Origin of the sequence: Liquorilactobacillus hordei DSM 19519 (assembly GCF_019443985.1) — a bacterium.
Lineage (GTDB): Bacteria > Bacillota > Bacilli > Lactobacillales > Lactobacillaceae > Liquorilactobacillus > Liquorilactobacillus hordei.
In genome coordinates, this window is sequence record NZ_CP049303.1 from 378763 (window position 1) to 401675 (window position 22913).

A 22913-nucleotide genomic window follows, 5' to 3' on the forward strand; every position below is an offset into this window, starting at 1 on the left:
CATAATGGAAACGAAAGAAGTTTTTATCAATGGGCTTGGTTTAATTGGCAGTTCGCTTGCACGAGCAATTAAAAAAAGAAATCCAGAAATAATAATAACTGCAGCAGATACTAATAAAAATACCTTGAAGTATGCAATTTCAAATAAAATAATTGATAAGGTTGTAGAAAATCTTGAAAATATCAAAACAGCCGATATTATTATTTTAGCAACTCCTGTGGACCAAATTATTAAAATGTTGCATGAATTAAGTAAATTACAGTTAAAAAGCGGTGCGATTATCACAGATGTGGGAAGCACAAAACAAGCAATTCTAAAAGCAGCAGAGGAGTTAGTGCAACCAAGCGTAACTTTTATTGGTGGGCATCCAATGGCAGGGTCTCATGAATCTGGTATAGCAGCAGGAAGGGCCGATTTATTTGCGAATGCGTTCTATTTTTTGGTGCCTTTAAAAACAAAAAATAAACAAATAAAAGAATTACAGTCACTTTTACAGGAAACAAATGTTAAATGGTTTGAAATAGAGGCAGACACACATGATAAATTAGTCGGACAAATCAGCCATTTACCACATATTATTGCAGCAACACTAGTAAATAGAACAGAGAATGAGTTTGCTGATTCGAAGTTAGGGATGGAGCTGGCAGCAGGTGGTTTTAAATCAACTACTAGAATAGCATCCTCTGATCCGGCTATGTGGAGCGCAATTTTAAAAACAAATACTACAATACTCATCGATCAACTGGCAAAATATCAACAGCAACTATCTGAAGTACAAGAAGCTTTAAGTAATGGTGATCAAGAACAGCTCTATAATTTATTTTTTCAGGCTAAAAATAGTCGTGATAAATTAAATTGATCAACCTACAAGGTTTAGAAATGCAAGCAGAAAATAAGGGAATATTACAACTCATATTTTCGAAAAAAGAGTGTTGTGAAAGAGCACAAAAATTACTTATTAAACAAGGATATCGAGTCATCAAGGAGGAATAGAATATGGATGTTATCCTAATAGGATTTATGGGAAGTGGAAAGACAACGATTGGGAAATTATTAGCTGAAATGTTATTAGTGCCACATACGGATTTAGACCAAGAAATTGTTGAAAGTGCAGGGCAAACAATTAAAGACTTTTTTTCAAAATATGGTGAAGTAAAGTTTCGTGAATTGGAACACAAAATTTTATTAAATCAGCTTAAAAAAAATGGAGTCCTCTCAACAGGGGGAGGAACTCCAATTAATATACAAAATTTAGAAATCTTACAGGCAACAAAAACACCAGTGATATTGCTGGAGGCTTCAACGAACACGATTTTAGAGCGTGTGGGTAAAAGTGAAGAAAGACCACTCGTGAATCAGATGTCAACACGACAATTAACGAGCCTACGGGCTGAAAGAATGCCATTTTATCAAGAATGTGCAGACTTGCGAATAAACACAGACAATCGTTCGCCGGTAGAGATTACAGAACAAATTTATAGATACTTATTGGACACCAATCAATATAGCATTAATTCAAAAGTTAAATTTTAATCTAGTTCTTCTATATTATTAAAAACAAAGGTGTTTCATAAGTCAAAGTTCTCCATAAGATTAATAGTCTTCAACCGAATTTTTGAGAAAAGGGACTTTTTCGCGGATAAAAGGAATAATGAAACGATCTAATCCAAGCTTACCAGCGTTGTAACCAGCGACGATAACTATAAATTCTAAGACGATATACTTTGGATTAACAGAAATGCTGCCAGATAAAAGATAGCTGAAATTCATCATGAGTGCAAAGAAAGTAGCTGTTGTAGTAAATGCACCAAATATTAATCCTAGGCCAATGAATATTTCACCCCAAACAACTAGAAAATTAAAAATACCAATATTTGGAGCAACGAAATTTTCTAAAATAGAAGTATACCAACCATATGCAGAATGTCCTGTTGGCTCTAATACAGGCGATTTAATGGCAGCGGATATGAACTTTTCAGCGGTAAAACCACTAACTTTTTCAATACCAGCCATTAACCACAAGACACCCAAATAAATCCTAATAATTGCTAATAAAACACTACTTACATTTGAACTGCGTAACCATTTTACCATTGTCATCCCTCCATGTAACTAATGAATTCGCTTTCATATTGTAAGTATATCTGAAAGTGCTGTATTTGTAAAGAAAAGTGAAAAATTGCACAAATTAATTGCAAGGTCAAGACGAACTGTATCAAACGTGAAAACTGGAGTTATGAAACATATTTATCTAGAGTAAACAAAAAAGGCTGGTCAAAAGTTAAATTCTGACCATGCCCTTTTTAGTTATTAAGAATAAAAATACTCTGTTCTATCATTTTAAAGATCTTCTTTTTCTGATAAGGTGATTACACCGATAGCATTTAACCCTGTATGGGTCATAATAATTGGACTTGTTAATTTTGTTAGAGAAGGAACATGGCTTTCTTCTCCTAATATCGTTTTCTTTAATCTTTCTATAAATTCGGGTTCAGGGTCAACATGAGAAAGAGCTAGGTCAACAATTGGATTATCAACGTGTCGTTTTGCAAGATCTTCGCAGAATTTAACAAAAGTTTTTTTACTTCTTCCTTTTACCACAGGATCAAGGCTTTTGTCGCCTAATTCAACGATAACTTTAAGATTGATTAATTTTGTTAGAGTACCAGCAAGGCGACTTACACGGCCACCTTTTACTAAACAATCTAGATTATCAATCAGAACATTAACTCTAGTACGTTTATGGACTTCTAAACAATGTTTTTTGATTTCTGCAATACTTTTTCCAGCTTCTAGGTCTTTTGCTGCAGCAATTACCTGGTAGGCTAGTCCGCGGTCTGTAGATTTACTATTAATAACAGTCACTTCAGTGTTTGTCATATCAGCGGCAGTTTGGGCAGTTGCACATGTACCACTTAAGACATCAGAAATCATGATTGCAAGGACTGAACTACCGTCTGCCCCTAGTTCATCATACATTTCCACAAACTTTCCCAAAGCAGGTTGACTAGTTTTAGGGAATCTGCCAGCGCGTAGATGGTCAATAAGTTCTTGACGAGAAATATCTTCACCATCTACAAATGTTTTTCCTTCAATCTCGACGGATAAAGGAATAACATTAATTGAATATTTTTTTAATTCTTCAGGTGTTAGTTGAATTGAAGAGTCAGTCAGGATTTTAATGGATTTAGTCATTCTGTATACTCCTTCGTTTTTTAATCTGTTTTTATTTATTAACATAATCTATTATACGCCAAATAGTTTATGATTCAATATCACGTGAACTTCAAGTCTAGGTAACTACTAAATATACTATGTAAATTATAACAGAAATAAGAGAATCAAGTTATTTATTATGCTTAATTAAGTATAATAAATAAGGGTTTGGGTCAAAAGTTAAATTTTGATCCACCCTCTCTATTTATTCCGGATAAATGTATTTCATAAGTTGAAATACTTCGCCTAACTCTGAATTACTGATAGCAAACTACTCACTATGTTCGTGATTTCGAGTCAACCCTCAAATTTTTTTGCTTTGTATTTCCCAATAAAAAAGACACAATCGTTTTGATTGTGTCAGGTATGATATCTATAAGGGTTCAACACTTGGGGGAGCGCTAAAGTTCTAGATATCATTTGTTGTAGGAGTTATTAGCTCTTACAACAAGGGGAAAAGAAAAAGATATATTACCAGGGTATGTAATAAAGTATAGGGCTTAAATGTGAATTATTTGTGACGATAATTTTTGTTTTTTTTAAAGAATAAAGAATTATAGAAGTGAAATTGTATTTTTAAGCGCTTTTTGATATGCAGGAGTGAGTGAGACACCTATACCTGGTTTAGCAGGAAGTGAAATTTTTCCATTTGTAAGAATAAAATCAGATGTTATGATGTCCTTGGAATAATAACGAGAAGATGCGGAAATATCTCCGGGAAAATCCAATCCAGTTAGGCTTGCAAGCGCAAGATTAGTTGCACGACCGATTCCAGCTTCAAGCATGCCACCACACCATACCAAGAGGTCGTGAGTCCAGCAAAAAGATATTATGGCTAATGCATTTGTTATTCCCCCAACCCGAGAACTTTTCAAATTTATTGCACGTGCACTTTTAAGACTGTATGCAGTTTTTACATCATCTAATGAAAAAATATTTTCATCAAGACAAAGGCGGGTTTTACATTCTAATTGGAGTCTTGAATGCTCAACAAAATCAGTTGTTCGTAAGGGTTGTTCAATCATTACTAGATTAGGAGCGGAAATTTCAGCCAACTTAGGTGCGATACTTAAATTGAAACTTGAGTTTGCATCAATCATAAAAGTTAAGTCTGGAAACTTTTGAATTACCTTTTTTATAAGATTGAGTCCTTCAATTGAGATTACTTTGATTTTGATGCGCTGATATCCTTGACTTATAGCAGAGACAACTGATTTTTCTAGTTCTGCAAAAGAGGATTTGGCACCAATACTGATACCCACAGGAATATTTTGATGATAGGTAGTATTCATTTTTTCTGCAATTAGTGCAGCCAAAGTTTGTCTTTGAGTCTTTGCAAAGAGATCCCATACTGCTGTTTCAACTGCTGCTTTTGCCATCTGATTTCCTGCAATAACACTAAGAATACTTGTTATATCTTCCGGCTGGATAATGTGAGTATTTTTCAACAAAGGACTTATGATATCTCTAATGATTGAGCGTGCTGTTTTTTGAGTTTCTGCTGTGTAATAGGGCGCAGAGAAGGCTTCAAGTTCACCGTAACCCCAAATACCTGCGTCATTTTTTAATCCAATAATTGTAATCTCTCGTTGTGAGACTGTTTCATGATTACTGATGAAGGGCCTCTTTAACTGGAGTTTTATTGGGAGAAGGTGCATTTTTATAATTTTCATAGATATTTCCTCTGAAGTATCGTTGTTAAAATTGCATTAGGATTTTCTAAATGAACATTGTGACCCACACCTGGTATGATGACACGTTTAGAATTAGGAATAAGGAGTTGCATATCACGTGTAATGTTACTGAATTTGGTATCAAGTTCACCGGCAAAGAGAGTAGTTGTAGACTGTAAAAAAGGTAGCTGATTCCAGTAATTAGGCATTTTCCCAGTACCCATACCGCAAAGACTTTTGGCTAATCCAATTCCAGATTGCTGTAGACGTTGATTACGTACAAAGGTTTGTGTTTCGAAAGATAAGTCTTTTTGACTGTGAAATAAAGGAAGATTCTCCCAAAAATCAACAAAATCAGTGAGACTAGTTGCAGTTTGTAAACGTAGCGCTAAATTGTGGTCGTTAGTAATTCTAGCTTGGCGAGCAGCGGGCGATTTAATTCCGGCAGTACTGCTTTCCAAATAGAGATGGTTCACGATTTCAGGGTATCTGAGCGCTAAAGCCAATGCTAGGCGACCGCCCATAGAATATCCCCAAATGTTGACTTTTTGGGTAGTGATTTGTTTAGATAAAGCGACTAGGTCATCTGCTTGTTGCTCAATTGAGAAGTACTTAGTATCGTTATTAACATCAGATTGTCCATGCCCCAACAAATCCGGGATAATAATTGTTCCTGGAAGTTGTGTTGCAACATTAAGAAATTCTTTGTGCGTTCCCATGAAGCCATGAAGAAGTAACCAATAAAGCGGGGCAGTACTATTTTTAATTTTGATATAGTAATATTTTGAAAATTTGGCTTTAAAAAACATTATTAGGACTCCTTCGTAGTTTGAATATGGCTTGCAAATTGATTTATTAATTCCTGACGAAGGGCAACATTATCTTTTCTATCTGTTCTTACTTCAATGATTTCAAGGCTATGTGCAGGAGTACACAAGTATTTTTTTAAGCTAGTTACAGTTTCAGCTAATGAATAGTGGGCATGGTATAGTTGTGCAACCTGTTCAATATCAATGTCTAAGGGTGTGCCAAAAACTTCTTCAAAATTTGAGCTCCCAGCTTGAGGTAGAAACGAGAATATCCCACCTCCGTTATTGTTGATAACAATAATTTTTATTTTTAAACGATACTTCTTAGCCATCATTAAACCATTCATATCATGAAAGAAAGCTAAGTCACCAATTAACAAAAGATTTTCTGCAGATTTTGTACTGACTCCTAAAGCGGTTGATACAATTCCATCAATTCCATTTGCACCACGATTACAGAAAATTCGAAAGGCATTTAAAGGTTGTAAGACACTATCAATGTCACGGATGGGCATAGAGTTGCTAACAAATAAATTGAGCTTTTTGCTCCCGGTTGAAGCGATTGCTCGAACGACTTCTAGTTCGTTTAATGTGTCAGTAGAATTAATTTTGTTGATAGAAGTATAGACTTTTTCAATTACAGACCATTCTTTCAACCACTCAGTTAGGGGATTGACAGGGGGAATTTGATTAAAGAAGTCTTCTGCGGATGTTTCTAGTGAAAATGTTGTTGTTTTTGTATAATCATTGAGAGCATTTTCCTCATCAAGCGAGTAGATTGTAGCCTGACTTTTTTTCAAAAATGAGGCCAATGAGGCTGCAACAAAAGTTTGACCGGTTCGAATGATGATTTCGGGCATTAACGCAATTAATTTATCTGAATTGGTTTTTAGCAAAGAATCATAGCAAGTGATGATATTAGGACTAGAAATTCCACGTAATTGACTTAAAGGATCAGCTAAAATAGGCCACCCACTTTTTTTAGCCCATTCAAGCATTGCTATATTAGAAAGTGCATTTTGATTGGGACCAGCTAAAATTATTCCTCTTTTATTTGACAGGTTAGTGTGTACTTTTTTTATTAAGTTGGACGATAGGGTGGTCTGACTTGAAAATGAAGTATATTTTTGTTGGTTATGATCAAGTTTAATTGGTAAGTCAGGCATCAATGGTTTACGAAAAGGTTGGTTAAGGTGAACTGGACCAGCCGGTTGATTTTGTGCAATTTGAAAACTTTTTTGAACGATATAGTTAGTGTAGTTTTGCGAATCATGATTAGTTTCAGGTAGTGGTAATTCAAAAAAGCTCTTGACCTGATTGCCAAAAAAATGATCTTGATCAAGTGCTTGAGGTGCAGCTACTTTTGTGAGTTCCGGAGGACGATCTGTAGTCATTATTAACAGCGGAACTTGTGATATTTTTGCTTCGCAGATTGCAGGGTAAAAATTTGCTGCAGCGGTTCCGGAAGTACATATTAATAAAACTGGTTTATTAATTTTTTTTGCAATTCCTAAGGCAAAGAAAGCAGCTGAACGTTCATCAACGTCGACGAAGAGTTCAATTCTTTGCTCATGTGCTAACTGTGCTAATGCTAGTGCAAGCGGAGTTGAACGTGAACCTGGTGCAATTACAGCTGTTGTAAGGCCTTGCAGTAGTAAACCGTTCAAAATAAGTGAAATATGGGTTGTTAAAGTTTCATTTTGTTTCATTCTGTATCATCCTTTAAGATATTCAAAATTGGATTGAATTTCATTCTAGTTTCTGCAACTTCTTTTTTTGCTACTGAATCAGCAACAATACCGGCACCTGCAAATAAGAACGATGTGGTCCCATTTATAATACCAGAGCGAATTCCAACTGCCAGTTCACCAGTTCCGTCAAATGAAATATGACCAATAGGTGCTCCAAATAATCCGCGAGTGAAGGGTTCTATGTTATTAATCTGAATCAATGCATCTTGTCGAGGCAATCCACCTAAAGCTGGTGTTGGATGCAGGATATTCAATAAAGAAAATAAGTCATATCTGCCGGTTCCTTTGATAGGAGTAAAAAGATGTTGAACATTTTTATTCTTGAGCAAAGTCGGTATTGCAGGATGATTAACAACTAAGCCAACTTGTTTTAGGCTATTACTAATATCACTAACAACAAATTGTTGTTCGCTCCGATTTTTTTTATCTGCAAGTAATATTTTCCCTAATTGGTTATCCTCTACTGGAGTTATACCACGACGTATTGTACCAGCAACTGCTGCAGTCTCAAAATAAGCAGCACCAAACTTTGCGAAACGTTCAGGTGTTGCACTGAGAAAGATTAGTTTTCTTTTTTTTAGAAGAATATGATAAGTATTAGGCTGTGTAGATTGAAGTCTTTGCCATAATAAGCAAAAATCGGGTTCATGGGTTAATTTAATTTTTAAATTACGAGCAAGGACAACTTTTTTTAAGTTAGTTTCTCTGATAAGTCTTGTTGTTTTTGCGACAGCAGTCTCCCATTCAGCTACATTCAGCTCAACTTTTTTAACAATTGGATTATTAAGGTGTTTCTTTACCGGGTTAACAGTAGAGATTTGTGCAGAAAAAGCCGCTTTTTCTCGGTCAATATCATCTTTACTGAAACTGCTAGTTACAAGTGTATAGTTGTTATTTTTAACAATAATTATAAATTTTGGTAAAAAGAAATAACCAGATGATAGACTGTTCCAAACGGATCTACTAGTTTGTTCAGGTGAGAAGCTAAAGCCACCAACAATTTGTGGAGGGATAGTTGCATTTATTGGAACAAGCAGAGATTGCAGGTCATCTTTCCAGTGTGAAACATGTGTAAATTGGTTTTCATGATCGTTACCTGGAATTATTTTTGAGAGGGAGTCAAAAGCATACAGTTTAAAGCCCTTTGGTGTTTGAAAAATAAAAACATCATCGTATTGCTTTGCTAATGTTAATAGATGGTCTTCATCTGCAGGTTGCAGCTTGCTATTTGTGTAATAGATTTTCTTAGGCATAAAAACAGTCCTTATAATGTTTTGATAATAATAAAAATTCTATATAACAGCTTTAGTCAACTAATTCTATCATATAGTCACCAGACTGTATTTAAAAAGGCTAGAACTGTATTAATATATAACCCAAGCTTATTTAATAAGCAATGTAATCATCTAGTTTTTGTACATTGCGGACAATAATTCTGCGCTTACTATATTCACCACTATTGGTAAATTCAATTACCCCTTCTTCTTTAAGTTTTTTCATCATTCTACTAACACTTGCATAGGTTGCAATTCCACAAAATCCTGCAATATCCTCATTAGTAACATCAAAATCAATTAATATTTTTGGACTGTTTGGTAAGTTACGACCGAATTTTAGTACTAAATCTCTCAAAAAACTAGCTAAGGCACCTAACTTACCATTCATTGTTAAACGTTGTAAACGCGAAAAGTTTTCGGATAGTCGATGACGATAGTATTGTTTTACATAATTTTGAAGCTGTGAATTATTGTTGACATACTTCCAAAATTTTACCCGATTTATTTGATAAAAAGTTGCAGTAGGTGACTCAATGCGTACATTAAAAGGTTGCTCATCATATTGCAGTGCTTCATCGTGCAATAAGGAAATTACATCAGGTTGATTAATATACGAGATGTTGAATTCTCGCCCATCTTGCAAAATTACTGAGGTTTTAATGATACCATCCTTGAGTATGAAGACACTAGCAGCCTTTAATCCATGGAACGTTAAATAAGTATGATAATCTTTGGTGATAGTCGAAATTTGTTTGTCTTTCAGAAAGTTTACGAGATAATCTATATCTTTATTAGGCATTTTATTAGTCATGATTTATCCTCTCATTACTTAATTCTTATTTGTTAATAGATAATACTCTTGATTTTATCATATCATCTTATCAATTGGTAATGCTTTAAGAACATACATTTGAGCAATGTTTTCAAGCAATACTTCTTGACAAGAAAAGAAATAAACAGAGCAGTTACTATTGTTTATGAACAAAAAAGAAAGAAGATGAAGTTTAGATGGTTGAGATAAAGCTTCCTTACGATCGCGAAACGATTACTGCAAAAATAGATGAACAGAATTTTGCAGGATCTTTAGTTTCCGAGGCAGCCACATATCATGCAAAATATTCAGAACAAGAGTTGGTTGAACGATCGTTAGATAATCCAACTGCTTCTCCAAAGTTGGAGGAATTGGCCAAGGGTAAGAAAAATATTGTAATTATTTCTTCTGATCATACACGCCCAGTCCCATCCAAAATAATTACGCCAATTTTGTTGCGTAGAATTCGTTCAGCTGCTCCCGATGCAAGAATCAGAATCTTGGTTGCAACAGGATTTCACAGACCTTCAACAACGGAAGAATTAATCAACAAGTATGGCAAAGAGATTGTTGATAATGAAGAAATTGTAATGCATTATTCTGAACGTGATGAAGATATGGTCAAAGTGGGTAAATTACCTTCAGGCGGCGATCTCATCGTTAATAAAGTCGCAACTGAAGCAGATTTGTTAATTTCAGAAGGATTCATTGAATCACATTTCTTTGCTGGTTTCTCTGGCGGAAGAAAGTCTGTTTTGCCTGGTATCTCCTCATACAAAACAATCATGGCAAACCATTCAGGTGAATTTATAAGTGACAAGCATTCTCGTACAGGTAACTTGAATCATAATTTAATCCATGAAGATATGGTTTACGCTGCAAAGACGGTTAAATTAGCATTCATTTTAAACGTTGTACTTGATGAAGACAAGAAAATCATTGGTTCGTTTGCGGGTGATTTAGAGAAGGCTCACAAAAAAGGAACTGAATTTGTCGAATCATTATCAGAAGTTGATGCGATTGAATCTGATATTACGATTTCAACAAATGGTGGTTATCCACTAGATCAAAATATTTATCAAGCAGTTAAGGGAATGACGGCTGCTGAGGCAACAAATAAAGTCGGTGGCACCATTATTATGGTCGCTGGTTGTCGAGATGGGCATGGTGGTGAGGGATTCTATCATAACATCGCAGATGTTGCTGATCCAAAGGAATTTCTTGATAAGGCTGTGAATACACCTAGACTTGAAACCGTTCCAGATCAATGGACATCACAGATTCTGGCACGTATTTTAGTCAATCATCATGTTATTTTTGTATCAGACCTTGTTGATCCAGAGCTGATTACGAAGATGCATATGGAACTTGCAACCTCATTGGATGAAGCAATGGAAAAAGCATATGAGCGTGAAGGTGCAAAGGCCAAGGTAGTAGTTATTCCAGATGGACTCGGAGTCATTGTAAAAGGTAAGGAATAGTATGGAAGCTGAGAAGGTAAGACAAATATTTCAACTTGTTTCTGAAAAACAAATAAGTGTGGAAGATGCAACTGAGATCATTAATAATTCAGGATTTACTGATCTGGGATTTGCTAAGATTGATACGGAAAGAAATAAAAGGACTGGTGTTCCTGAAATTATCTACGGTGAAGGTAAAACAGCTGAGCAGGTAATAGGAATTGTTGAGGCAATGCTAGGGAAAAAAAATAATATCTTAGTGACCAGGGTTGATCCATCAAAGGCAAAGAACATCAGAGAAAGTTTACCCCAATTAAAGTATGACGAAGTTTCTGAAATGTTGTCATGGGAGCAAAATCCGATAGATAAAACAATTGGAAAAATTGCAGTTGTGACAGCAGGAACATCTGATTTAAAGATTGCTGAGGAAGCTGCAGTTACTGCGGAAGCTTTTGGTAATAGCGTTGACAGAATTTATGATGTTGGAGTTGCTGGAATCCATAGGTTATTTGCGCGCATAGACGAGATTAGAGCAGCACAAGTAGTTATTGTAATTGCTGGAATGGAAGGAGCGTTAGCTTCTGTTGTCGGTGGACTTGTAAGTTCTCCTGTAATTGCAGTTCCAACGAGTGTTGGCTATGGAACCGCGTTTAATGGAATGGCGGCATTGTTAACGATGTTAAATAGCTGTGCTACAGGTATCACAGTTGTAAATATTGACAATGGTTTCGGAGCTGGTTATTCAGCAAGTAAAATAAATCATTTGGCGGAGGCGGCAAAATGAAAAGTTTATATCTTGATCCTTTTTCAGGAGTAAGTGGGAACATGTTGCTGGGGACGTTATTTGATCTAGGGCTTAACTTCGCAGACTTCAAGCAGGAATTAGCAAAATTAGAGATAACTGGATACGAATTAACGCTGACAGAGACTACAAGTTCGGCAATTAAGGGACATTTATTTGAAGTAACATTGAGTGACGAATTCAAAGGGCATCATGCAGATGAAGGTGTTGGAAAAATCCATCATCACGGAAGAAATCTATCTACCATTGAAAATATTATTAATAATTCTAGTCTAAGTGAGAATATAAAAAAGTCTGCTTGTACCGTTTTTGAAGAAATTGCTAAAGCGGAAGCACACGTACATGGTAAGAAGATTGATGAGATTCATTTTCATGAAGTTGGGGCAATCGATTCAATTGTTGATGTGGTAGGTTTCTTTATTGGTTTGAAATTGTTGAAAATTGAGAAGGTTATTTGCGGAACGCTTGTGGATGGAAGTGGCACAATCAAGGTTGCGCATGGAGTGATGCCTGTACCAGTACCTGCAGTAATGCAGATGAGGATGAATAGTGAAGTACCTTTCAGACAAAGAGCGGATGTACTGACAGAGTTAGTAACACCCACGGGTTTTGGAATTATAAAGTGTATCACAGATGTATTTGGTGGGATACCAGGGAACTTAGTGGTCGAACAAGTAGGATATGGTTTTGGAACACGAGAAACAGGTAGTTTGAATGCATTAAGAGGTTGTCTTTGTAATTCATTATTGAGCAATCAAAGGGTTACACAGGAACAAGATCAAGTAGTATTGATGGAAACTAACTTAGATAATATTACTGGTGAGCAGTTGTCTGATGCAACACAAGTTCTGCTTGAAAAAGGAGCCAAAGATGTCTGGACGGAGCCAATTATTATGAAAAAAGGTCGTCCGGCATACAAGTTATGTTTACTAGCAGCGCCAACCAAAAGTGAGGAATTGGTGAAGATATTATTTGCGAAAACTCCCTCAATTGGTGTTAGACAACAGCTGATGGATAGAAAAATAATGCAGCGAAGTGTTAAAGCTGTAGAGACAAAGTTTGGTAATATCCATGTTAAATATTTATCTTATGATGGTTTTTCAAAGATTTCATTGGAACATGATGAACTACTAGATTTAGCAAGAAAAAATAAAATGGCAGTAAGTGAATTGACAAATAGAATCATGGAGTTTGTACAAAACAATTAAAGTAGAAGGAGTGTTTTAAAATGAGTACATTAACAAAAAAAGAAAAGAAACTGCAGTCCATTTTGGCAAGTTACAAACGAGTTGTGATTGGATTTTCAGGTGGCATTGATTCAACTCTTGTATTGAAGGAAGCAATCAACTCACTTGGCAAAGAAAATGTTTTAGCAGTAGTAGCTAATTCTGAACTTTTCTCAGATGATGAATATGATAAGGCAATTAAGTTGGCAGATGAATTAGGTGCACAAGTAAAAGGTGTAGAACTAGACTACTTAGCCGATGAACATGTAAAGAATAATAAACCAAATTCATGGTATTACATGAAGCAAATGTTTTATGCTAAGTTGATGGAAATTGCTAAGGACTTTAATACCGATGTAGTGCTAGATGGTATGATTATGGACGATGCATCTGACTTTCGTCCAGGTCTTCGTGCAAGAGATGAAGCTGGAGCCGTTTCTGTTTTGCAACAAGCCGACATCTATAAAGATGAGGTTAGACAACTTTCACAAAAACTTGGTTTGAAGAATTGGAACAAAATCCCTTCATGTTCTGTTTCATCACGTTTTCCATACAATACAGAATTAACGAGTGCAAAATTAAATCAAGTTTTAACTGCTGAAAAGTATTTGAGAGAACAAGGATTTATGACTGTTAGAGTTAGAGTTCATGAAGATATGGCAAGAATTGAAGTTCCTGAAAAAGAAATTGTCAACTTGATTGCTAAGAAGACAGCTATAACTGAAGAACTTAACAAAATCGGCTACAAATACGTTACTGTTGATTTACAAGGCTTTGTTAGTGGTCGTATGAACCAAGAACTTTCAGAAGAAGAAAAATTAAATATTTTAGTGGGGTAGAATTTAATGCATTACTCTTTATTGGTACGTTGTATAGCAGAATTTTTGGGAACAGCTATCATGGTTGCTTTAGGTAACGGATCGGTAGCTAACGTTGAATTAAAAGGTACAAAAGGTTTTCATGGTGGTTGGGTTTTAATTGGTTTTGGATATGGAATTGGTGTTATGATTCCTGCGTTAATGTTTGCCACTGTTTCAGGGGCACAAATTAATCCAGCAATGACAATTGGGTTAGCTGTTACAGGGAGTTTTCCTTGGAAAGAAGTTGTCCCATATGTTGTTTCACAATTGTTAGGAGCAATTTTTGGACAATTAATGATTATTTTGGCTTATAGTCCTTATTACAATGAAACAGAAAATCCAGAAGCAATTTTGGGAACATTCTCAACAATTGATGCCGCAAATAGTAGGCTTAATGGATTCATTAACGAGTTCATCGGTACATTCATGTTGGTATTTGGTGCGTTATGCATTACGGCAGATAAAGTAGATTCCCGTGCAGACTTCATTGGTTTAGGTTTCTTAGTAATGTGTCTTGTTGTTTCATTTGGTGGACCAACGGGGCCAGCTTTAAATCCCGCAAGAGATATAGGACCAAGGTTGTTACATGCTATATGGCCATTTAAATATAAGGGGAGTTCACAATTTTATTATAGTTGGGTTCCTATAGTGGCACCAATTTGTGGTGCGATTGTAGCTACAACTTTATATAAAGCTATTTTTAGCTAGAAAAACAGTTTACTTTATAATAATCGAATAATCGTTCCCCAAAAGTTAGGTTAAAAAAACAACTTTTGGGGAACGTTTTTTATTTTTTTTTCTTATTAAAATGAGGTCTAAGTTCAGGCATGAAAATAATAATGATAAGAAAATTTAGTGACAAAGATAAGGCAGTGAAGATGAAGACACCATTATAGTCAAAAAAGTTAGGAATAATCCCACCAAAAAGAGATCCAAACATACTGCCAAGCGCTTGAAATGACTGATTCCAACTAAAGACAGTTCCAGTTAGCTGTGCAGGGGATTCTTTTGATAAAATAGTTTGAATTGTTGGAAAAAGTGCTCCATCTGAGATTCCAATCATGAAACGTAAGATTCCAAGTAACCAAACACTAGTTACTAGGCCTTGAGGGAAGTACATGATGATTGCAAATAAAAAACCAAAGATAAGAATCCTACCATTGCCTGTGCGATCTCCCAATTCACCAAGACGAGGGGCAGAAATCAGTGTTGACAGTCCCGGTAAAGCTGCGATTATCCCAGCTACAACAGTAATTGGACCAATGCCATGCATAAGTTCTTTGACATAGAGACTGATGATTGGTGTAATTGAATTATTTCCCATTTGGATAATCATCGTCGAAAGAAGAAGAACAATAATTATTTTAGGCCTCTGTAGTTGCGACAATGGTGAGACACGTTTTGTCTTTTCTTCAGCTTTTGGAGCTAAAGTAGAAGTAAAGTTTTCGTGTACAAAAAACAAACTTAAAAAGAAGACAATTAATAAAAGAATCCCGGTTAGGACAAAAGTGATTCTAATTGAAAATACTTGTGCGAGGAATCCCCCTAAGACAGGTCCAATCAAGTTCCCAGAAACATAACTGGTAGCTAAAATACCTAAGACAGAACCGCTTTTTTCCTTTGGTGATTCAGTTGCAATTAGCGCAGATGCATTAGGAATATAACCAGCACATAGTCCTTGAAGGAAACGTAAAAATAGTAATGACCAAATACTGTGGACAAAACCGCAAGCGGCAATGATTATTGACATCCCTAACGATGAACGAAGCAACATTAGTTTACGTCCACGACGGTCAGCAAGGCGTCCCCAGATGGGTGAAACGATAGCAACGACCAAAAAAGTGATTGCATAGGTTAAACCACTATAGATAGTCAATTGTCCTTTATTGAAGTTGCCAAGTTCACTGACGTACAGAGAAAGGAAGGGTGAAATTTCACTGAAACCAATGCCTGCAATAAAACAGCCGATCCATAAGACAATTAGATTTCGTTGCCATTTCTCCAGTTTTGCAAGCATATATGTCATCTCCATTTTTAAAAGGTAAATTCATTATAATCTTATTTTCGTCAAGTTAGCAAAAAAATAAAGTACAAAACATAGAAGCGTTAGAATTTAGGGGAAAATAACCTAATTTAATCTTGTTTCTCAAGTAGTTATGTAGTTGAATTGAAGTAAATCAACAAGGAGGAAAGCAAGGACAGATGGGTTTTTTAAAGATTGCCGCAACACAAAAAATAATCGCTCGTTTGAGAGAGAGCAATAGTGAAATAGTGACATTGAGTTTTGAAACAAATATGGCAGAAATAGCAGAGATTGTGAAGCTAAAAGAAGAATCTCTTCCAGAGAAAATAGTTGAGAAATTGGAACAAAGTGGATTAAAAGTACCAATATTTGAAATGGATGTCAAAAATGAGGACCTCAACAAGCAATTGAAGGAAATTGAGCAGATTGCTGAAGAATATGAACAAAAAAAAATTCCTAATTTTATTGAAGACTTAGTGAATTACGCTAAAGAAAAGCCAATTAGTTTTACTACACCGGGTCATCATGGTGGTAGATTCTACACAAAGCATCCAGCAGGAATGATTTTCAAAAAATTTATGGGTGATAACTTTTTTCAAGCAGATGTAAGTGATACTGTGACCGAATTGGGTGATACACTGACTCATATGGGGACTCCACTTGAGGCTCAAAAGCGAGCGGCTAGGGCATATAATGCTGATAAGGTCTATTTTGTAACAAACGGAACGACAACTGCGAATACAATCTGCTCTTTGGCGGCGCTAACTGCGGGTGATCTAGTTTTATTTGACAGGAATAATCATAAATCACTTTATAATAGTGCACTAATTATGACAGGTGCAGTTCCTGTATATATACCAACGGATCGCAATGCATTGGGAGCAATTGGGCCGCTAGACGAAGAATATTTAGAAGAAAAAAGATTAAGAGCAGAAATCAACAAAGTTGCTCCAGACAAAGCAAGAAAAAAAAGGCCATTCAGGATGGCGGTTATCCAGTTGGAAACGTATGACGGGATTATATATGATGCTCAGCGAATCATAAAAAAAATAGGTCATTTATGTGATTACATTTTATTTGATTGTGCATGGGGGGGTTACGAACAATTTGTTCCCCTAATGGAGTCACTTTCTGCCTTTACGGACCATCTTGGTCAAGAAGATCCTGGTATTTTGGTGACCCAATCAATTCATAAACAACAGGCCGGGATTGCACAATCATCACAGATATTGAAGAAAGACAGTCATATAAAAGGACAGGAACGATATATTGACCACAAGCATTTTAATCATACGTATTTGAAATATGTGACGACGAGTTATTCGTATCCAGTTTATGCATCACTTGCTGTTAATGCATATATGGCAGAACGAAATTTTGCTACAAATGAATGGAGAAAGACATTAGTACGAGGGATTGAATGGCGTAAGCAATTGTTGAACCATTCAAAGTTATTTACTCCATTTGTTCCAAGAACAGTTGTAAATAAGAATTGGGAAGATGTTACAACTGAGGAGCTTGCTACTGATAAAAATGTTTGGTTACTTAATTCTAAAGATTTGTGGCATGGTTTTATGCAGGTCAAAGATGGTCAAGTAATGCAGGATCCATTTAAGTTGATAATTAAAACACCTGGAATTGATGTTGAACATGGTGTTTATGAAAAAACGGGGATACCCGCAGCAATTGTCAATGCATTTCTGACAGAACAACGGATCATGTCAGCTAAGGCCGATCTAAACTCATTATTGTTCCTATTGACACCAGGGGATGGGGAATCTGAGTTGGAACAACTATTAAAGAAACTTCTTGAATTTGAGAAAATGTATGAAGAAGATGCATTATTAGCAGATGTGTTACCTAAAATTGTTGAAAGCAGTCATGGAAGATATGATGGCTACACACTGAAACAGTTATGTGAAGAGATGCATGAATATTATAGAAGACATCAAACTTTTACTTTACAAAAGAAATTATTTGCTAAGCATTCTTTTCAATTATATGAAGAACTGCCAAGTGTTGCGGATTTAGAATTTGTACGTAATAAAGGTAAGCTGGTTGAATTATCGAAAATTAAAGACAAAATTGCACTTGAAGGTGCATTACCTTATCCACCAGGCGTTTTTGTCGTTGCTCCTGGGGAAAAATGGGAGCAAGTTGATATCGATTATTTCCAGACGTTGTTGGGGGCGATGACTAAGTTTCCAGGTTTTGATCCGGAGATACAGGGTGTTTACTTAAAACAAGTTGATGGTGAATATGTCGCTTATGGATATGTGAAGTCCTAATTAACTTAATAAAGCTATTAGTTCACGGTTTCTAGAAATAAACATGTTTACATTAACAAAGAGGGGGCTGAGTCAAAAGTTAAATTTTGATTCAGTTCCTCTATTTATTCCGTATAAACGTGTTTCATAAGTCAAAATTCTCCGTCTAACTTCGAATTACTCATAGCAAAGTACTCGCTATGTTCGTAATTTCAAGTTAGTACTCAAATTTTCCCGACTTTGTACTGCCTTAAAAAAGTTGGACATGTTTGTTTTAATTATTAGTTAGATACTGTTTACGATATTCGACTGGAGTTAATCCGTGACGCTTAAGTGAAATTCGCTGGTTATTATACCAAGCAACATAATGTTCCACTAATGTACTTAGTTCACTGAGCGAAGTAACCTTAATGCGCCTTAAACATTCACGTTTAAGCATACTGAAAAAGCTCTCAACTGGAGCATTGTCTAAACAATTTCCCTTACGGGACATGCTTTGAATGAAATGATGATGTCTTAGTTTAGCTTGATAATTGGTCATTTGATATTGCCATCCTTGATCAGAGTGTAGAATTGGTTTAGTTGTTGCGGGAATCTTTTTAATGACTGTCTCAAGGGTTTGATCGATTAAAACACGATTGGGTGTTGAACTAACTTTAGCGGCTAAAACTTCATTACTAGCCTCATCAATAACTGTCGAAATATAACCCCATTTTCCACACGTAAGTTTAAACTGACTGACGTCAGTATGCAAAACAGTATATGGTTTATGGGCCTTGAATTGTTGCTTGAGCAAGTTAGGTACCACCTGTCCAACATGACCATGATATGAGTTGTACCGACCAGAATGTTTTGAAAAAAGAGTAACTTTCAGACCCATAGAAAACATAATTTTACGAACAGTTTCTAGACAAAGTTTAACATGATGCTGTTTTAAAACAAATCTCATGCGACGATAACCATAAGTTTGATGAGAGCGGGCAAATTCTTGCCGAATAATTTGTTTAACCTGACGATATTTATCAGGCCGGTTTAGACAAGCTAAATGATAGTAATACGTCGAACGCGCAAGTCCCGCAACTTTTAAGAGCGTAATAAAGGGATAATCACGCCGCAATTCGTTAATTGTTTTAACTTTTAGTGCTGTTTTTTGTTTCGAATTACGGCATCCAATTTTTTTAGATAAACATTCTCAATTTTAGTATAGGAAAGTTCCTGTTCTAAATGTCTGATTTGTTTTTGTTGTCTCTCTATTAACTGTTGTTCGGTCTTTTTCTTGGATGTTTCTTTCTTTTTCTTAACCATCTTGGGTCGTCCTATCTTAGATGAAATTACGGCTTTAATTCCAAATTGCCGCATTAATTTAAGCCAATTATAAACGACTGTGTGGCTGATATCAAAGTGGATGGCTGTTTTTTGAATACTGGTAGAATGGTTCAAGTAATAGGTAATAACCGCTACCTTGAAATCATTAGAATAGTGTCGGCGTTTAAGCTGTTTAAGACCGGTAGGGCCAAAAGCTTTATAACGCGACACCCAAATTACTAACGGAGTATCACTCGGCATCTTATATTTCAGACACAGTGTGTGGAGTGAATTTTCACCATTTAAATATTCTTTAACTACTTTCAACTTAAAGCTGTAGGTATAATTACGTGTCAAAAAAGCACCTCCAAAACTTGATTTACATGTCCAAGTTTTGTAAGGCACTTCACTTATGGCACACTCCCCTCTATTTATTTCGTATAAGCGTGTTCCACAAGTCAAAATTTTTCGTTTAACTTTGGATTACTCATAACAAAATACTCAAATTTTTCAACTTATGCAATATTTCCTCTTTGCTTGGTTAAATTAAGGTGATGAATATTTCTAGAACAAAGCTCCACCCAGATTGTTTAAATCAGGTTTTTCAACTGAAACAATTAGTTTATCGTTTACAAATGCGTTTAATCCTAAGCTGCTCATTTCGCGACCATACCCAGAACGCTTGATTCCACCAAATGGAATTTCAGGTAGCGTATATAAGAATGTATTAACGAAAACCATACCTGTATCAATTTGTTGTGCAACTTCTTCACCATGTTTACTGTCACCAGCGAATACAATTCCCCCTAGACCATAATGTGAGTCATTAGCAATGTTGATTGCTTCTTGTTCACTAGATGCACGGTAAACCTGGGCGATTGGGCCAAACATCTCTTCATAGTATGCGGGATTATCAGGAGTAACATCTGTAATAATTGAAGGTTGGAAGAATTGTCCTGGAAGGTCAATCGGTGTATTTCCAAAATACAATTTTGCGCCAGCAGCAAGAGCATCATCTAATTGTTTTTGCAATGTTTGTTTTGCTTTTGCAGATGATAAAGGAGCAAGGGTTGTTTTCTCATCCAGTGGATCTCCAGGTACAAAATGTTTGTAGCTTTCAGCTAAACGTTCAACAAATTCATCGTATAATTTGTCAGCAACAATGAAACGTTTTGATGATGTACATACTTGACCAGCGTTGTAGGTACGTGCACGACTTGCAACTGAGATAACTTCATCAATATTAGCATCTTCGAGAACGATAAAGGCATCATTGCCACCGAGTTCCATTGAAGACTTCTTCAAATATTTACCAGCTGTTTGAGCAACTGAGCTACCGCCACGTTCAGAACCTGTTAAGGCCACACCTTGAATACGGTCGTCAGCAATAACCTTGTCAACCTGATCATGAGTTAAGAAAAGGTTAATCAAGCTGCCTTTAGGGGCACCGGCTTTCTCAATCATTTCTTGGAAGATTGCTCCTGCCCAAGGTGTATTTGAAGAATGTTTCAGAATCATAGGATTACCAACCATATAATTAGGTGCATAGACACGCATAATTTGATAGTATGGGAAGTTCCAAGGTTCAACCATCAATAAAACACCAACAGACTCTTTTTCAATACGAGCGTTGCCAGCGGTTGTTTTCAATGGAATAGGAGACAACATCTCTGCACTATTGTCAGCAAAATAATCAGCAATCATAGCACATAATTCAACTTCACCACGAGCTTCACCAATTAATTTACCCATTTCTATAACTAATATTTTTGCAAGTTCTTCAGAATTATCACGGAGTGTTTGTGCAACATCGTGCAACTTTTGTGCACGGTCAGCAACTTTCTCTTTTTTCCATGCACGGTAGAGACTGTGCGCTGTTGAAAGAGCTTCCTCGATTTGAGTATCTGTTGCGTTTGGGAATTCTTTGACCAATTCATTTGTATAAGGGTTAACGGTTTTGTAAGCCAATGTTGTTTCCTCCTTTAGATTTATCGGTACAAGTAAAATATAGATGGGGTTTTCAAAAAAGTTGAAAAGTGACCATAGAAATTATCATAACTCAACGTTTATAAATAACTTACAAATAGGGAGTAATCCAAAAAAAGGTTGAGGTCAATGATTCTGTACGAAGATACTAAAAAAATAATTGGACAGTACCAATTTCTGTAGAATTTTAAAAGACTAATTATTTCTGTCCCAGTGCTGCGTCTACAGAAACATAAGCAACGTTTTTACTGTAAGCTTGTGATATTTTTCTTAAACTTTCTAAGAGAAGACCTAAAATGCTTAGATTTCCTTTTGTGGGTGGTGCATAGATGGTATTATAGCAAAAGAACTATAACCTATCCCAGAGTAAACCGAGAAAGTAAAGGTTAATCATTATGGTAATAAATAAAAAATATCGTGCACTTGGAACCATTATAGATTTGACAGTCTACAATCCAATGGATGAAAAACTGTTAGATGGGGCATATGAATTAATAAAAGAGTATGAGGATAAACTAACAGTGAATAGAACTTCTTCGGAAATAATGGATATCAATAATGCTTCTGGGAAAGAAGCGGTTTCCGTTTCCGAAATAAGTTACAAAATTGTCAAAAAGGCAATTGAGATTAGTCAAAAAGAGTTGGGATTCAATGCCTTAATTGGACCAATTGTTAAGTTGTGGCATATAGGTTTTGCGGATGCGCAAGTCCCTCAAAACGTAGAAATTATCCGAAAATTAGCATTAACTGATTCATTCAGTGTGATTTTGAATGATGAAAAAAGGACAGTCTTCTTGCAAAAAAAAGGAATGGAGCTGGATTTAGGCGGAATTGCAAAGGGATATATTGCTGATGCTATAAAAGACTATTGGACTAACCAGCATGTAGAAAGCGGAATTATTAACTTAGGTGGGAATGTTTTATTGGTAGGAACTCCTGCGAGAGAAGATCACTTATGGAATGTTGGTATCCAGTCTCCTTTCAGTGAACGTAATGATCCTTTAGGCATTCTAAAAACAGAAGATTACTCTGTTGTTACTTCTGGCATCTATGAACGATTTTTAAAAATAGCTGGAAAAGAGTACCATCATATTTTTGACCCTAAAACAGGGTACCCTGTGGCTAATGACCTAGCAAGTGTGACCGTTGTCACAAAAAAATCAATTGATGGTGAAATCTGGGCTAGTTTAGGATTTTATAAAGGTATCAGAGAAACTCTAAAAATGCTTTATGGGCAAAAAAACGTTGGCCTAATCTTTACTACAAAGGACGGGAAAGTCTATATTACAGAAAATATCGCAGAAAAGTTTAAATTAACTAATCAAAACTTTTTTTTGGAAGAAGATTCAGTTTTGCATTAATAAAGTTAGTTGTTCTATTAATTATAAAGTAGATTAGTAGTTGTTTTTATTTAAAAAGCATTATTTTACGTAGCAAATAAGATACT

Annotated in this window: 20 protein-coding genes; 9 read left to right on the forward strand and 11 right to left on the reverse strand. The window is 35.7% G+C overall.

Translation table 11 applies throughout. From position 1 onward, the window contains the following. Positions 1-4 precede the first annotated feature (4 nt). Both G6O70_RS03040 and G6O70_RS03045 read left to right on the forward strand, forming a co-directional pair. A complete protein-coding gene (locus G6O70_RS03040; protein WP_233419144.1) occupies positions 5-859 on the forward strand; it encodes a prephenate dehydrogenase in 855 nt (284 codons plus the stop codon). A 137-nt stretch (positions 860-996) separates the two neighbouring features. Continuing rightward, on the forward strand, positions 997-1533 hold the full coding sequence (locus G6O70_RS03045) for a shikimate kinase (RefSeq protein ID WP_057869489.1): 537 nt from the start codon (positions 997-999) through the stop codon (positions 1531-1533). 60 nt (positions 1534-1593) lie between these two features. Here G6O70_RS03045 and G6O70_RS03050 read toward each other — a convergent pair whose 3' ends face one another. The 7 genes from G6O70_RS03050 to G6O70_RS03080 form a co-directional block, all read right to left on the reverse strand. After that, on the reverse strand, positions 1594-2094 hold the full coding sequence (locus G6O70_RS03050; protein ID WP_057869490.1) for a DoxX family membrane protein: 501 nt from the start codon (positions 2092-2094) through the stop codon (positions 1594-1596). Between the two features lie 246 nt (positions 2095-2340). Then, positions 2341-3195, reverse strand: a complete 855-nt coding sequence (locus tag G6O70_RS03055; protein ID WP_057869491.1) for a DegV family protein — start codon at positions 3193-3195, stop codon at positions 2341-2343. Positions 3196-3770: 575 nt separating this feature from the next. Next, positions 3771-4889, reverse strand: coding sequence for an o-succinylbenzoate synthase (gene menC, locus G6O70_RS03060; protein ID WP_057869492.1), 1119 nt, complete (start codon positions 4887-4889; stop codon positions 3771-3773). After that, complete coding sequence (menH, locus tag G6O70_RS03065; RefSeq protein WP_057869493.1) at positions 4886-5698, reverse strand: 2-succinyl-6-hydroxy-2,4-cyclohexadiene-1-carboxylate synthase; 813 nt, start codon at positions 5696-5698, stop codon at positions 4886-4888. The genes menC and menH overlap by 4 nt, the downstream gene beginning before the upstream one ends. 2 nt (positions 5699-5700) lie before the next feature. Further along, positions 5701-7407, reverse strand: a complete 1707-nt coding sequence (menD, locus tag G6O70_RS03070; protein WP_057869494.1) for a 2-succinyl-5-enolpyruvyl-6-hydroxy-3-cyclohexene-1-carboxylic-acid synthase — start codon at positions 7405-7407, stop codon at positions 5701-5703. Next, complete coding sequence (locus tag G6O70_RS03075; protein ID WP_057869495.1) at positions 7404-8702, reverse strand: isochorismate synthase; 1299 nt, start codon at positions 8700-8702, stop codon at positions 7404-7406. The genes menD and G6O70_RS03075 overlap by 4 nt, the downstream gene beginning before the upstream one ends. 133 nt (positions 8703-8835) lie before the next feature. Continuing rightward, positions 8836-9525 carry a Crp/Fnr family transcriptional regulator gene (locus G6O70_RS03080; RefSeq protein WP_057869498.1) on the reverse strand — a complete coding sequence of 230 codons (690 nt, stop codon included), beginning with the start codon at positions 9523-9525 and terminating at the stop codon, positions 8836-8838. A gap of 209 nt (positions 9526-9734) precedes the next feature. Between G6O70_RS03080 and larA the strand changes: the two genes are divergently transcribed. From larA to G6O70_RS03105, 5 genes are read left to right on the forward strand one after another with little or no spacing between them, the layout of a single operon-like run. Then, on the forward strand, positions 9735-11018 hold the full coding sequence (gene larA, locus G6O70_RS03085; protein WP_219934296.1) for a nickel-dependent lactate racemase: 1284 nt from the start codon (positions 9735-9737) through the stop codon (positions 11016-11018). Between the two features lies 1 nt (position 11019). Beyond that, positions 11020-11781, forward strand: a complete 762-nt coding sequence (larB, locus tag G6O70_RS03090) for a nickel pincer cofactor biosynthesis protein LarB (protein ID WP_219934297.1) — start codon at positions 11020-11022, stop codon at positions 11779-11781. Next, the gene (larC, locus tag G6O70_RS03095) at positions 11778-13007 is read left to right on the forward strand and encodes a nickel pincer cofactor biosynthesis protein LarC (RefSeq protein ID WP_219934298.1); all 1230 of its coding nucleotides are present in this window, start codon (positions 11778-11780) and stop codon (positions 13005-13007) included. The genes larB and larC overlap by 4 nt, the downstream gene beginning before the upstream one ends. 20 nt (positions 13008-13027) lie before the next feature. Continuing rightward, positions 13028-13864 carry an ATP-dependent sacrificial sulfur transferase LarE gene (gene larE, locus G6O70_RS03100; RefSeq protein WP_057870414.1) on the forward strand — a complete coding sequence of 279 codons (837 nt, stop codon included), beginning with the start codon at positions 13028-13030 and terminating at the stop codon, positions 13862-13864. A 6-nt stretch (positions 13865-13870) separates the two neighbouring features. Further along, on the forward strand, positions 13871-14593 hold the full coding sequence (locus G6O70_RS03105) for an MIP/aquaporin family protein (protein ID WP_057870413.1): 723 nt from the start codon (positions 13871-13873) through the stop codon (positions 14591-14593). A gap of 79 nt (positions 14594-14672) precedes the next feature. Here G6O70_RS03105 and G6O70_RS03110 read toward each other — a convergent pair whose 3' ends face one another. After that, positions 14673-15902 carry an MFS transporter gene (locus G6O70_RS03110; protein WP_157047992.1) on the reverse strand — a complete coding sequence of 410 codons (1230 nt, stop codon included), beginning with the start codon at positions 15900-15902 and terminating at the stop codon, positions 14673-14675. Between the two features lie 185 nt (positions 15903-16087). Between G6O70_RS03110 and G6O70_RS03115 the strand changes: the two genes are divergently transcribed. Beyond that, a complete protein-coding gene (locus tag G6O70_RS03115; RefSeq protein WP_057870412.1) occupies positions 16088-18196 on the forward strand; it encodes a putative ornithine decarboxylase in 2109 nt (702 codons plus the stop codon). Between the two features lie 253 nt (positions 18197-18449). Here G6O70_RS03115 and G6O70_RS03120 read toward each other — a convergent pair whose 3' ends face one another. From G6O70_RS03120 to G6O70_RS03130, 3 genes are all read right to left on the reverse strand, one after another. Next, entirely contained in the window at positions 18450-19292 is an 843-nt protein-coding gene (locus G6O70_RS03120; RefSeq protein WP_219934266.1) for an IS3 family transposase, read from the reverse strand. Between the two features lie 20 nt (positions 19293-19312). After that, positions 19313-19837: a helix-turn-helix domain-containing protein gene (locus G6O70_RS03125; RefSeq protein ID WP_219934265.1), complete on the reverse strand. Its 525-nt coding sequence runs from the start codon at positions 19835-19837 to the stop codon at positions 19313-19315. A gap of 207 nt (positions 19838-20044) precedes the next feature. Then, entirely contained in the window at positions 20045-21448 is a 1404-nt protein-coding gene (locus G6O70_RS03130) for an NAD-dependent succinate-semialdehyde dehydrogenase (protein ID WP_057869990.1), read from the reverse strand. 413 nt (positions 21449-21861) lie between these two features. Here G6O70_RS03130 and G6O70_RS03135 point away from each other — a divergent pair, with 413 nt between their 5' ends. Beyond that, positions 21862-22827, forward strand: coding sequence for an FAD:protein FMN transferase (locus G6O70_RS03135; RefSeq protein ID WP_057869991.1), 966 nt, complete (start codon positions 21862-21864; stop codon positions 22825-22827). Positions 22828-22913: the final 86 nt, after the last annotated feature.